At 67.3% G+C, this 12,946-nt stretch carries 8 protein-coding genes and 2 rRNA genes; 5 read left to right on the forward strand and 5 right to left on the reverse strand.

Annotated elements, in window-relative coordinates:
• Window positions 1-26: 26 nt before the first annotated feature.
• A 23S ribosomal RNA gene (locus tag ACU6WZ_RS17810) occupies window positions 27-3,150 on the forward strand.
• A 74-nt stretch (window positions 3,151-3,224) separates the two neighbouring features.
• A 5S ribosomal RNA gene (gene rrf, locus ACU6WZ_RS17815) occupies window positions 3,225-3,341 on the forward strand.
• 109 nt (window positions 3,342-3,450) lie between these two features.
• On the opposite strand, the gene ACU6WZ_RS17820 is transcribed toward rrf, so the two are convergent.
• Genes ACU6WZ_RS17820 through ACU6WZ_RS17840 form a run of 5 tightly spaced genes read right to left on the reverse strand, consistent with a single transcriptional unit; the run spans window position 3,451 to window position 8,883 of the window.
• Window positions 3,451-4,761, reverse strand: coding sequence for a DUF58 domain-containing protein (locus ACU6WZ_RS17820; protein ID WP_447034105.1), 1,311 nt, complete (start codon window positions 4,759-4,761; stop codon window positions 3,451-3,453).
• Between the two features lie 10 nt (window positions 4,762-4,771).
• Complete coding sequence (locus ACU6WZ_RS17825) at window positions 4,772-5,746, reverse strand: AAA family ATPase (protein WP_447029033.1); 975 nt, start codon at window positions 5,744-5,746, stop codon at window positions 4,772-4,774.
• Complete coding sequence (locus ACU6WZ_RS17830) at window positions 5,743-6,933, reverse strand: DUF4350 domain-containing protein (RefSeq protein ID WP_447029034.1); 1,191 nt, start codon at window positions 6,931-6,933, stop codon at window positions 5,743-5,745. Before ACU6WZ_RS17830 ends, ACU6WZ_RS17825 begins: the two co-directional genes overlap by 4 nt.
• On the reverse strand, window positions 6,930-7,619 hold the full coding sequence (locus ACU6WZ_RS17835) for a DUF4129 domain-containing protein (RefSeq protein WP_447029035.1): 690 nt from the start codon (window positions 7,617-7,619) through the stop codon (window positions 6,930-6,932). Before ACU6WZ_RS17835 ends, ACU6WZ_RS17830 begins: the two co-directional genes overlap by 4 nt.
• 4 nt (window positions 7,620-7,623) lie before the next feature.
• A complete protein-coding gene (locus tag ACU6WZ_RS17840; RefSeq protein ID WP_447029036.1) occupies window positions 7,624-8,883 on the reverse strand; it encodes a DUF7847 domain-containing protein in 1,260 nt (419 codons plus the stop codon).
• 140 nt (window positions 8,884-9,023) lie between these two features.
• Between ACU6WZ_RS17840 and mtnA the strand changes: the two genes are divergently transcribed.
• Genes mtnA through mtrB form a run of 3 tightly spaced genes read left to right on the forward strand, consistent with a single transcriptional unit; the run spans window position 9,024 to window position 12,883 of the window.
• Entirely contained in the window at window positions 9,024-10,178 is a 1,155-nt protein-coding gene (gene mtnA, locus ACU6WZ_RS17845; RefSeq protein WP_447029037.1) for an S-methyl-5-thioribose-1-phosphate isomerase, read from the forward strand.
• A 4-nt stretch (window positions 10,179-10,182) separates the two neighbouring features.
• Complete coding sequence (mtrA, locus tag ACU6WZ_RS17850) at window positions 10,183-10,872, forward strand: two-component system response regulator MtrA (protein WP_187281934.1); 690 nt, start codon at window positions 10,183-10,185, stop codon at window positions 10,870-10,872.
• 1 nt (window position 10,873) lies between these two features.
• Window positions 10,874-12,883 (forward strand): MtrAB system histidine kinase MtrB, encoded by a 2,010-nt coding sequence (gene mtrB / locus ACU6WZ_RS17855; RefSeq protein WP_447029038.1) that lies wholly within the window; start codon window positions 10,874-10,876, stop codon window positions 12,881-12,883.
• The last annotated feature ends 63 nt before the right edge of the window (window positions 12,884-12,946 follow it).

A 12,946-nucleotide genomic window follows, 5' to 3' on the forward strand; every position in this document is an offset into this window, starting at 1 on the left:
ACTGCACAGTGGACGCGAGCATCTGTGGGCAAGTTTTTAAGGGCGCACGGTGGATGCCTTGGCACCAGGAACCGATGAAGGACGTGGGAGGCCACGATAGTCCCCGGGGAGCCGTCAACCAGGCTTTGATCCGGGGGTTTCCGAATGGGGAAACCCGGCAGTCGTCATGGGCTGTCACCCATACCTGAACACATAGGGTATGTGGAGGGAACGCGGGGAAGTGAAACATCTCAGTACCCGCAGGAAGAGAAAACAACCGTGATTCCGGGAGTAGTGGCGAGCGAAACCGGATGAGGCCAAACCGTATGCGTGTGATACCCGGCAGGGGTTGCGCATACGGGGTTGTGGGATTGCACTTCAACAGTCTGCCGGCTGTTGGGCGAGTCAGAAACCGTTGGTGTAGGCGAAGGACATGCGAAAGGTCCGGCGTAGAGGGTAAGACCCCCGTAGCTGAAACATCAACGGCTTGCTTGTGCAACACCCAAGTAGCACGGGGCCCGAGAAATCCCGTGTGAATCTGGCGGGACCACCCGTTAAGCCTAAATATTCCCTGGTGACCGATAGCGGATAGTACCGTGAGGGAATGGTGAAAAGTACCGCGGGAGCGGAGTGAAATAGTACCTGAAACCGTGTGCCTACAAGCCGTGGGAGCGTCGCGCATTGAGTTTACTCAGTGCGTCGTGACTGCGTGCCTTTTGAAGAATGAGCCTGCGAGTTAGCGGTGTGTAGCGAGGTTAACCCGTGTGGGGAAGCCGTAGCGAAAGCGAGTCCGAATAGGGCGCATGAGTTGCACGCTCTAGACCCGAAGCGGAGTGATCTAGCCATGGGCAGGTTGAAGCGGAGGTAAGACTTCGTGGAGGACCGAACCCACCAGGGTTGAAAACCTGGGGGATGACCTGTGGTTAGGGGTGAAAGGCCAATCAAACTCCGTGATAGCTGGTTCTCCCCGAAATGCATTTAGGTGCAGCGTCGTGTGTTTCTTGCCGGAGGTAGAGCACTGGATAGGCGATGGGCCCTACCGGGTTACTGACCTTAGCCAAACTCCGAATGCCGGTAAGTGAGAGCGCGGCAGTGAGACTGTGGGGGATAAGCTCCATGGTCGAGAGGGAAACAGCCCAGAGCATCGACTAAGGCCCCTAAGCGTACGCTAAGTGGGAAAGGATGTGGAGTCGCAGAGACAACCAGGAGGTTGGCTTAGAAGCAGCCACCCTTGAAAGAGTGCGTAATAGCTCACTGGTCAAGTGATTCCGCGCCGACAATGTAGCGGGGCTCAAGCGTACCGCCGAAGTCGTGTCATTCACACATATATCCCCAACGGGAGTGTGGATGGGTAGGGGAGCGTCGTGTGCCGGGTGAAGCAGCCGCGGAAGCGAGTTGTGGACGGTTCACGAGTGAGAATGCAGGCATGAGTAGCGATACACACGTGAGAAACGTGTGCGCCGATTGACTAAGGGTTCCTGGGTCAAGCTGATCTGCCCAGGGTAAGTCGGGACCTAAGGCGAGGCCGACAGGCGTAGTCGATGGACAACCGGTTGATATTCCGGTACCCGCTTTGAAACGCCCAGTATCGAATCCGTTGATGCTAAGGCCGTGAAGCCGCCCTGGAGCCTTCGGGCAAAGGGGAGTGGTGGAGCCGCCGGCCCAATGCGGTAGTAGGTAAGCGATGGGGTGACGCAGGAAGGTAGTCCAGCCCGGGCGGTGGTTGTCCCGGGGTAAGGGTGTAGGACGCACGGTAGGTAAATCCGTCGTGCATATAGTCTGAGACCTGATGCCGAGCCGATTGTGGTGAAGTGGATGATCCTATGCTGTCGAGAAAAGCCTCTAGCGAGTTTCATGGCGGCCCGTACCCTAAACCGACTCAGGTGGTCAGGTAGAGAATACCGAGGCGTTCGGGTGAACTATGGTTAAGGAACTCGGCAAAATGCCCCCGTAACTTCGGGAGAAGGGGGGCCATCACTGGTGATCGGATTTACTCCGTGAGCTGGGGGTGGCCGCAGAGACCAGCGAGAAGCGACTGTTTACTAAAAACACAGGTCCGTGCGAAGCCGTAAGGCGATGTATACGGACTGACGCCTGCCCGGTGCTGGAACGTTAAGGGGACCGGTTAGTCATGATTCGTCATGGCGAAGCTGAGAACTTAAGCGCCAGTAAACGGCGGTGGTAACTATAACCATCCTAAGGTAGCGAAATTCCTTGTCGGGTAAGTTCCGACCTGCACGAATGGCGTAACGACTTCTCGACTGTCTCAACCATAGGCCCGGTGAAATTGCACTACGAGTAAAGATGCTCGTTTCGCGCAGAAGGACGGAAAGACCCCGGGACCTTTACTACAGTTTGATATTGGTGTTCGGTTCGGCTTGTGTAGGATAGGTGGGAGACTGTGAAGCATGCACGCCAGTGTGTGTGGAGTCAATCTTGAAATACCACTCTGGTCGTGCTGGATGTCTAACCTCGGTCCGTGATCCGGATCAGGGACAGTGTCTGATGGGTAGTTTAACTGGGGCGGTTGCCTCCTAAAGAGTAACGGAGGCGCCCAAAGGTTCCCTCAGCCTGGTTGGCAATCAGGTGTTGAGTGTAAGTGCACAAGGGAGCTTGACTGTGAGACCGACGGGTCGAGCAGGGACGAAAGTCGGGACTAGTGATCCGGCAGTGGCTTGTGGAAGCGCTGTCGCTCAACGGATAAAAGGTACCCCGGGGATAACAGGCTGATCTTCCCCAAGAGTCCATATCGACGGGATGGTTTGGCACCTCGATGTCGGCTCGTCGCATCCTGGGGCTGGAGTCGGTCCCAAGGGTTGGGCTGTTCGCCCATTAAAGCGGTACGCGAGCTGGGTTTAGAACGTCGTGAGACAGTTCGGTCCCTATCCTCTGCGCGCGTAGGAATATTGAGAAGGGCTGTCCCTAGTACGAGAGGACCGGGACGGACGAACCTCTGGTGTGCCAGTTGTCCTGCCAAGGGCATGGCTGGTTGGCTACGTTCGGAAAGGATAACCGCTGAAAGCATCTAAGCGGGAAGCCTGCTTCGAGATGAGTATTCCCACCAACTAGATTGGTTAAGGCTCCCAGTAGACGACTGGGTTGATAGGCCAGATGTGGAAGCCCGGTAACGGGTGGAGCTGACTGGTACTAATAGGCCGAGGGCTTGTCCTCAGTTGCTCGCGTCCACTGTGTTAGTTCTGAAGTAACGAACTGTGCTGTCACCGGTTTGTGCAACTTCATAGTGTTTCGGTGGTCATAGCGTTAGGGAAACGCCCGGTTACATTTCGAACCCGGAAGCTAAGCCTTTCAGCGCCGATGGTACTGCAGGGGGGACCCTGTGGGAGAGTAGGACGCCGCCGAACAATCATTGTGGGAAAGCCCCGCACCTTATGGTGCGGGGCTTTTCTGCGTTCACGGCTTCCGAAAGCGAAGTTCCCCAGCCGCACCCCGCCGACACAGACCGGCTGCGGCTTATAGGCGCCCCGCTGCCTTCAGCGCGAGGTAGGCATCCGCGAGGGCTGGTGCCAAATTCTCCGGGGTGGTGTTGACGACCGTCACGTTGTGGCGGCTCAGCTTTTCCGCCGTGCGCCGACGCTGCTCTTGATCCTGGGTGCCGGCGGCGGCCTCGTAGACCGCGTCCACTGTGCCGCGGCCCTTCGTCATCTGCTCGATACGGGGGTCGGCCACCGAAGCCAGGAGGACGGTGTGCCGCTGGGTGAGCTGTGGAAGTACGGGGAGAATGCCCTCTTCGACCGGAGTGGCGTCCAGGCCCGTCAGCAGCACCACCAGGGAGCGGCGCGGGGCGTTCGCGAGCGCCGTGGCGCTCAGGCCTCGGGCGTCGGTCTCCACCAGCGTGGGCTCCAGCGGGGCCAGGGCGTTCACCAGGGCGGGCAGAAGTTCGCCTGCGGCGCGGCCTTGGACCTGGGCACGGGTGCGGCGGTCGTAGGCCAGCAAATCCACGCGGTCGCCCGCCCGGGATGCGAGCGCGGCAAGGAGCAGGGCGGCGTCCATCGAGGCGTCAAGGCGCGGTACGTCACCGACGCGGCCGGCCGAGGTGCGGCCGGTGTCGAGGACGATCAGGATGTGTCGGTCCCGTTCGGGCCGCCAGGTGCGTACGGCCACGGTGTTCCGGCGGGCGGTGGCCCGCCAGTCGATGGAGCGGGTGTCGTCGCCGGGGACGTACTCGCGGAGACTGTCGAACTCGGTGCCCTCACCGCGGGTCAGTGCGCTGGTGCGGCCGTCGAGTTCGCGCAGGCGTGCCAGCTTGGACGGCAGATGCTTCCGGCTGGCGAAGGGAGGCAGCACGCGGACTGTCCACGGAACTCGGTGGCTGCCCTGGCGGGCGGCCAGGCCGAGCGGCCCGTAGGAGCGGACGGTGATCCGTTCGGCATGGCGGTCTCCGCGTCGGGTGGGCAGCAGCACGGTGGTGAGCCGGCCGCGCTCCCCGGCGGGGACGATCAACTTGTGGCGTGCAGCGGCCTGTTCGGTCCCGGCAGCCCAACTGCTGGGCGGCCAGGCGTCTCTGACGAGGGCGCGCAAGGGGCGGCTCGATGGATTCGTGATGGTGAGGTGGGCTTCGGCGCTGTCACCCAAGCGAACTGACGTATCACCACTTCGGGTGAAACGGAGCTTTCGCACTGGCGCGGCCAGGGCGTAGTCGCACAGAATTGCGAGCGTGAGGGGAGCGTTCACGGCGAGAACCCCGGTCCAGTTCGGCGCAAGGATGCCGATGGGGATCGAGCCGAGAGCGGCGAGCAGGGCGGTTCGTCCGGTGAGGGCCACGGTCATCGCCTCAGCGGGGGACGGGGACGTGGGCGAGGATCGAGGTGATGACGGAGTCTGCGGTGACCCCCTCCATTTCGGCTTCGGGCCGGAGTTGGAGGCGGTGACGGAGCGTCGGCAGCGCCAGGGCCTTCACGTCGTCGGGGATGACATAGTCCCGGCCGGTGAGCCAGGCCCAGGCGCGAGCGGTGGAGAGCAGTGCGGTGGCGCCTCGGGGAGAGACGCCGAGAGTGAGCGAGGGGGATTCACGGGTGGCACGGCAGATATCGACGACATAGCCGGTGATCTCGGCGGACACCGAGGTCTTGGCCACGGCGGCGCGGGCCGCCTCCAGATCGGCGGCGCCTGCGGCCGGGCGCAGCCCTGCTGCATGCAGGTCGCGCGGGTTGAAGCCGTCGGCGTGGCGGGTCAGGACGCCGATCTCGTCCTCGCGGGAGGGGAGCGGGACGGTGAGCTTGAGGAGAAACCGGTCCAGCTGTGCCTCGGGGAGGGGGTAGGTGCCCTCGTACTCGACCGGGTTCTGGGTCGCTGCTACCAGGAAGGGGTCCGGTAGAGCACGGGGCGTGCCGTCGACGGTGACCTGACGCTCCTCCATCGCTTCCAGAAGGGACGCCTGGGTTTTCGGCGGTGTGCGGTTGATCTCGTCAGCAAGCAGCAGATTCGTGAAGACGGGGCCGGGCTGGAAGGAGAATTCGGAGGTGCGGGCGTCGTAGACAAGTGAGCCGGTAACGTCGCTCGGCATCAGGTCAGGTGTGAACTGGACGCGCTTCGTGTCGAGTTCGAGGGAGGCCGCGAGGGCGCGGACCAGCAGTGTCTTGGCGACCCCGGGGACACCCTCGAGCAGGACATGACCGCGGCAGAGAAGAGCTACGACGAGTCCGGTGACGGCGGGGTCCTGGCCGACCACCGCCTTCGCGATCTCGGTGCGCAGGGCTTCGAGGGAGGCTCGGGCGCTGTCTGGGGTCTCTGCGGGCTGGGCGCTCATGAAGCGCGTACCTCTCTTTCGAGGGCGTCGAGTTCGTCCGCCAGGCGGATGAGGCCGGCGTCGTCCGAGGGGGCGGTGCCGAAGAGGAGAGCCGAGAAATCACGGCTGGTCATCGGCAGATGGGTGGAGACGGCTGGGAGCAGGGCGTCGGAGGCGTGAGCCCGGTAGGCGGGTACGCCGAGGAGGGGGGCGAGGCGGATGCGGGTGGCCGAGCGCAGGGCTGAAGACGCGCGCTCGCGGGCGTTGGCCCGTCGGTAGAGGCGCGCTCGGCCCTCGGTGGTTTCGGAGGCACGGACGGCGACGGGGAGGTGCTCGGTCACGAGGGGGCCCAGTCGACGGGCGCGCCAGACGGCTGCGAGGCCGGCGGCGAGAGCGAGTTGCAGCGTTGCCCAAAGCCAGCCGGGAGGCACCAGGTCCACGAAGCTGCTTTCGCCGCCTTCGGTGGCCGAGGCATCGGTGAGAGAGGGGAGGTACCAGACGAGATGGGGCCGGGAGCCGAGCAGTTGAAGGGCGAGCGAGGCGTTGCCCTGCTTGTCGAGGCGGTCGTTGTGGAGGATGTCGGGCGCGCCCAGCACCACGGTGTCGCCGCCCGCCGGAGCAGGGAGGCGGAGCACAGTGGGCTGACCGTTGCTGCGGTAGCAGGCGTCGGCGCCTGGGACATCGGTGGTGTAGCGCAGTCCGCCGGACTCGACGTCAACGGCACGGAGAGCGGCGGGCAGCGAACACTGCGGGGAGCGGGGCGACACGGCCGTGCGCCTTCCCGCCCGTACCCCGGGGGCGAGTGTGGAGACGGACGGGGCTCCGGGGGCGACGAGGACGGTGCGGGAGGAGGTCCTCTCCGTGGCCGCGCGCAGGTCTCTCTGCTGCCGGGCCGTCAGCAGATCGGGGGTGGTTACGAGCAGGGTGGTGCCGGGGCGGCCGACCGCCGCGGCGGCGCTGTCGAGGGTGGTGACCACCTGTGTGGTGACGCCACGGTCCTTCAGGAGTTCGGCGACGGCGAGGCTGCCCTGAGGATCCGAGGAGCGGGGGTCGAGCCTGCCGTGGTGGTCTCCGGAGCGCAGTGCGGCCATGACGATCCCGGCGACCAGGACGATGGCCAAGCCCAGCAACAGGCCGCGGGAGCGCTGCCATATCTGACGGGCGGTGAGGCCGGTCGACGTGGAGGGGGCGGCGGCGGCTTCGCTCATGTGCCGACTCCTTCGGCCGCTCCGTCGAGCACCGGCTTCGTGGTTGAGAGGTCCGAGTCCAGCGCGCTCAGGCGCTGGTACGACTGCTCGTCGGCGGTTCGGCCTCCGTATGTGACGTCGTCGAACTCGCGAGCGGCGGCGCGCAGCCGGGGCGCGTGGACGGGGAGGGACCGTCCACCCTCCTCGGCGGCCTCGTCAGCGGTGCGGCCGGGGCGGGGGTCGAGGAGTGCGCGTTCCTCCAAGGCGCGAACGATGGCGCGCATCCGCTCTTGGACGGCTTGGCTCCAGCGGTGCCGGTCGGCGTGCGCTTCGGCTACCGCCCGGTGTTCGGCAGCACTGCGCGGGGATGCGGCGAAAAGAGCGTCCCCCGCGGAAGGGCTGCGCTGCGGGGTGCCCAGCCGCAGCCACACGGCGACGGCGAGGAGTACCACGAGCACGACGACGGCCACGACTCCGACCGCACCTCCGGGCGTGGCTTCCGAGGCCGCGTCGAACAGGCCGCCCACCCATTCCCAGAAGCGGTCCAGCGCCCGCTCCAGGAGATTGGGGTCGTTCTCGTGGTACTTCGGTTCGGACAGTTCGCGCTCGGCGGCCTCCCGGGCCGGGATGCGCGGAGTGTCCACCGGTACGTCGTCATTGGTGCGCGCCCAGAGGCGCGCAGTTGTCCTGCCCCCCGCTGTGGACACCGCATCAGCTCCCGGGTGTGTGGTCGGCGGACTGCGGAGAGTCGTAGTCGGTGACGCCGGCGACGCGGGCGAGGTCGAGGTCGAGGGCCTCGCGGCGGATGCGTTGGTCGACGTAGAGCAGGACCGTGACGCCGGCGGAGATGGGGTAGCTGATCGACGAGGCGAGCACGGCGCCGATGCCGGTGATGATCAGGAAGGGCCAGCCGAACTCGGGAGCCGTGCCGCTGAACAGTTCACCCAGGCCACCGTCCGCGGCGGCGGCGATGAGGCCGAACGGCACAGCGATGATCATGGAGAGGATGAAGAGCAGCAGCATCGTGAGGGACAGGATGCCGAAGATCCGCCACCAGGTGCCGCTGACCAGTTTGGCGGAGCGGGCCAGCGACTTCACGATGCTCTGCCGTTCGAGCATCAGGGCGGGGGAGGCGAGACTGAAGCGGATCATCAGCCACAGCGTGACGACGAACGCCGCGAGTCCGCCGATCAGGGCGAGAGCGACGCCCGTACCGGACCCCACCAGGAGACCGGGGAGGATGCCGACGGTCATGATCGCGACTGCCATGAGAGGGAGCAGCAAGGTCAGGCCGAGCAGTTGCGGGAGCCTGGGCTTGGCCTCGCGCCAGGCGTCGGACAGGGTCACCGGGCGGCCGATCACGGAGCGGCTGATCACCACGGTGAGCAGGGCCGTGCTGAACAGCGTGCCGATGAGAGTGATCGCGAACGCGGGGGAGGAGTTGATCAATGTGCTCTGCATCGCGTCGGCGGACTGGCGCAGGGCCTCGGATCGCGTCGCCTCCGGGTCGACCTGGGCCGGTTCGGGAAGCAGATAGCGCTGGATCAGGATGTCGCAGATCTGCGTGATCACAGAGACGGTGACCGTGATGCCGAGGACTGTGCGCCAGTGGGCGCGCAGCGTCGACACCGCTCCGTCGAGGATCTCGCCGACGCCGAGCGGGCGCAGCGGGATGACGCCGGGCTTCGCAGCTGGGGGAGGCCCGCCCCAGCCGCCGCCCTGGAGGCCGGGGCCCCACTGGGGTGCGGGTTGCTGCGGTGCGCGGTTCCCGCCGGGAGTGCCGGGCGGTGACCACTGTCCGGCGGGCGGCTGCGCCTTGGACCACTTCGACGCGGAGTCGCTCTGGTCGGTGGGCTCGCTGGGCCCGGCGGGCACGGTGGGCTCGCTGGGCCCAGCGGGCCGGGGGACGCCCGGCTGCCGGTCGTCGGAGGGCGCCGATCCGGGCGAGGCCCAGCCCGGAGAGTCGTTCATTGTCGCTCCTTCACGGTGCCCGACCGCGTTCGCGGCAGCAGGTTGGCAGCCATCGTGTCATGGGGCGTCCGGCGGCGGACTGGGCCCCATATCTCCTTTGCACCTTCAATTGTCGGTGCCTCACCGTGCAGACTGGACGGATGGCTGATCAGGACGCGCAATCCTCCGTGGGCGCCAAGCCGCCCGCTCTCCCCGTGCTGCGCTGGCACGAGCCTCCCGAGGGGCCGGTACTGGTGCTGCTCGACCAGACCCGGCTGCCCGCGGAAGAGGTCGAGCTGGTCTGTACGGACGTGCCGGCGCTGGTGCACGCGATACAGACGCTCGCTGTCCGCGGTGCGCCACTGCTCGGCCTCGCCGGGGCCTACGGGGTGGCGCTGGCCGCGGCGCGGGGCTACGACGTGGATGAGGCGGTGGCCCTGCTCCAGCGGGCGCGGCCCACCGCGGTGAACCTCGGACACGGGGTGCGGCACGCGGCAGCGGCGTACCGGCAGGCCGTCGCGAGCGAGGCGGACGCCGGGCAGGCGGCTGCGGCGGCGCTGGCCGCCGCGCGGGAGCTGCACCGGGCCGACGCCGAAGCCAGTGCGCGCATGGCGGAGCACGGGCTGGCTCTGCTGGACGAGCTGCTGCCGGGAGGCGGCCACCGCATCCTCACCCACTGCAACAGCGGCGCGCTGGTCTCGGGCGGGGAGGGCACGGCATTCGCGGTGGCCCTCGCCGCGCACCGCAAGGGGGCGCTGCGGCGCCTGTGGGTCGACGAGACGCGCCCTCTGCTGCAGGGGGCCAGGCTCACGACGTACGAGGCGGCGCGCAACGGGATGCCCTACACGCTGCTCACGGACAACGCTGCGGGTTCGCTCTTCGCCGCCGGTGAAGTGGACGCCGTACTCATCGGGGCGGACCGGATCGCCGCCGACGGCTCGGTGGCGAACAAGGTGGGGAGCTACCCGCTGGCTGTACTGGCCAAGTATCACCATGTGCCGTTCATCGTGGTGGCGCCCGTGACCACCGTGGATCCCGGCACCCCGGACGGGGGATCCATCGAGGTGGAGCAGCGGTCGGGCCAGGAGGTGACAGAGTTCACCGTGCCGTTGATTCCGGTGGCTGGATCTGATGCCGGGATCGGGGCCGGGATGCCTGTGGCGCCGTTGGGAACACAGGCGTACAACCCGGCCTTCGACGTCACGCCACCGGAACTGGTGACCGCGATCGTCACGGAGCAGGGTGCAATTTCCCCGGTCACGGGGGCCGCACTGGCGGCGCTGTGTGCCAGCTCACGCCAGGTAACGATTAGCTAATGGGATGATGTCGTTTATGAAGGGACGCGTCCTTGTCGTCGACGACGACACCGCACTCGCCGAGATGCTCGGCATTGTGCTGCGTGGTGAAGGTTTTGAGCCGTCGTTCGTAGCGGATGGCGACAAGGCACTGGCCGCATTCAGGGAGGCCAAGCCTGACCTGGTGCTGCTGGATCTCATGCTGCCCGGACGGGACGGCATCGAAGTCTGCCGGCTGATCCGGGCCGAGTCCGGGGTGCCGATCGTCATGCTCACCGCCAAGAGCGACACCGTAGACGTGGTCGTGGGGCTGGAGTCCGGTGCCGACGACTACATCGTCAAGCCGTTCAAGCCCAAGGAGCTCGTCGCCCGTATCAGGGCGCGACTGAGGAGGTCGGAGGAGCCGGCGCCGGAGCAGCTGGCGATCGGGGATCTGGTCATCGACGTGGCCGGGCATTCCGTTAAGCGAGAGGGGCAGTCCATCGCCCTGACGCCGCTCGAGTTCGACCTGCTGGTCGCGCTCGCCCGCAAACCCTGGCAGGTGTTCACCCGCGAGGTGCTGCTGGAGCAGGTGTGGGGCTACCGCCACGCCGCGGACACCCGGCTGGTCAACGTCCATGTCCAGCGGCTGCGCTCGAAGGTCGAGAAGGACCCCGAGCGACCCGAGATCGTGGTGACCGTCCGCGGTGTCGGCTACAAGGCCGGACCGAGCTGATATGACCCGAGGCAGCGCTGCTCCGAGGCCCGGGGAGCCGGGAGTCCGTACGGAGCGGGCTGCCGGTCCTCAGCGACGGTCCTCGACGCCGTCGGCGTCCCTCACGGCGAGGGGCGGCCGCTTTCTGCAGGGTGGACCCGCCCTGAGGCTTTTCGCGCGCTGGGTGCGCCGGCCGCTGCTGCCCACGCTGCGGCTGTGGCGGCGCAACATCCAGCTGCGGGTGGTCGTCGGCTCGCTGGTGATGTCGCTCGGCGTGGTGCTGCTGCTCGGTTTCGTCGTCATGTGGCAGGTCCGCAACGGTCTGCTCGACGCGAAGCAGGAGGCCGCCCAGAGCCAGGCGGCCGGCGGGTTCGACGTGGCGGAGGAGAAAGCCCGTGCGGTCGCGGGGACCACGGGCGCCGGGGACGGGGCGGAGGCCAGGGCCGCCGCCCGCAACGCCACCAACTGGCGGACCGACCTCGTGGAGCAGCTGGCCAGCGGTGGCCGGCAGGCCTTTCACGTGGTGGTGCTCAGTGCCAACTCCGACGACGAGGACTCGATCAATCGCGGGCCGCGTGCGTCGGGCGGCGTGAACCAGGCGGCGAGCGTGCCGCAGGAGCTGCGGGACGCTGTCGACGAGGGCGCAGGCCAGGCGCACAAGGCATTCGTCCGGATCTCCTACACCGACGAGCAGACGCCGGAGGCCGGCCTGGTCATCGGCAGGCAGCTCAACGACAACAGCGGGCAGCCCTACCAGCTCTACTACCTCTTCCCGCTCACGCAGGAGGAGGAGTCGCTGAGCCTGGTGCAGACCACGCTGGCCACCGCGGGCGTGTTCGTCGTCGTCCTCCTCGGCGGCATCGCGTGGCTCGTGGTGCGCCAGGTCGTCACTCCCGTGCGGATGGCCGCCGGGGTCGCCGAGCGGCTGTCCGCCGGCCGGCTCCAGGAACGTATGAAGGTCACCGGTGAGGACGACATCGCCCGCCTCGGTGAGGCCTTCAACAAGATGGCACAGAGCCTGCAGGTCAAGATTCAGCAGATGGAGGAGCTGTCCCGGCTGCAGCGGCGCTTCGTCTCTGACGTCTCCCACGAGTTGCGCACGCCCCTGACGACCGTGCGGATGGCCGCCGACGTCATTCACGAGGCACGCGCCGACTTCGATCCGGTGCCCGCCCGGTCCGCGGAGCTGCTCGCGGGCCAGCTGGACCGCTTCGAGTCGCTGCTCGCCGATCTGCTGGAAATCAGCCGCTTCGACGCCGGTGCGGCGGCGCTGGAGGCGGAGCCGATAGATCTGCGCGAGGTCGTACGCCGGGTCATCGAGGGCGCCGAGCCGCTGGCTGAGCGCAAGGGCACCCACATCCGGGTGACCGGCGACGAGCAGCCCGTCGTGGCGGAGGCCGACCCCCGGCGCGTGGAGCGCGTGCTGCGCAACCTGGTGGTCAACGCCGTCGAGCACGGTGAGGGCCGCGAAGTGGTGGTGCGCCTGGGCGCCGCGGGCGGGGCCGTCGCCGTGGCGGTCCGTGACTACGGGGTGGGCCTCAAGCCCGGCGAGGCGACCCGGGTCTTCAACCGGTTCTGGCGGGCCGATCCCGCAAGGGCGCGCACCACCGGCGGTACGGGGCTCGGCCTCTCCATCGCCGTCGAGGACGCCCGCCTGCATGGCGGGTGGCTGCAAGCGTGGGGCGAGCCCGGCGGCGGATCGCAGTTCCGGCTGACGCTGCCGCGTACCGCGGACGAATCGCTGCGGGGCTCGCCGATTCCGCTGGAGCCCGAGGACTCCCGGCGCGGCCGTGAGCACGCGGAGGCGGACAGCAGGCTGGGCGACGGGCAGGACGGCGGTGCGTACCGGCTCGCGAGTGTGCCCGCGCAGCCAGGCGCAGACCGTTCACCGCTGCCCACGTCGGTGCGTGCGGCGCCCACCGCGGATCCGACGGCGCTGCCGGGCAGCGGGGCTCGGGTGGTCGCGCGGCCGACGGCCGAGAGCGACAGTTCATCGCAGGCGGAGCGGAAGGACATCACCAGTGGGCGCTAGGTTCCTCCTCCCGGGTCGGGCCGGATCAGGGAGCGGAGGCGGCAGCCGCCCGCGGGTCCTGCG

It is taken from the genome of Streptomyces hypolithicus (assembly GCF_052934925.1).

Excerpts from the sequence above, each read along its gene's own strand:
- ACU6WZ_RS17825 (WP_447029033.1), bottom strand. The coding sequence starts at position 5,746 with ATGAGCGCCCAGCCCGCAGAGACCCCAGACAGCGCCCGAGCCTCCCTC.
- ACU6WZ_RS17830 (WP_447029034.1), bottom strand. The coding sequence starts at position 6,933 with ATGAGCGAAGCCGCCGCCGCCCCCTCCACGTCGACCGGCCTCACCGCC.
- ACU6WZ_RS17840 (WP_447029036.1), bottom strand. The coding sequence starts at position 8,883 with ATGAACGACTCTCCGGGCTGGGCCTCGCCCGGATCGGCGCCCTCCGAC.
- mtnA (WP_447029037.1), top strand. The coding sequence starts at position 9,024 with ATGGCTGATCAGGACGCGCAATCCTCCGTGGGCGCCAAGCCGCCCGCT.
- mtrA (WP_187281934.1), top strand. The coding sequence starts at position 10,183 with ATGATGTCGTTTATGAAGGGACGCGTCCTTGTCGTCGACGACGACACC.
- mtrB (WP_447029038.1), top strand. The coding sequence starts at position 10,874 with ATGACCCGAGGCAGCGCTGCTCCGAGGCCCGGGGAGCCGGGAGTCCGT.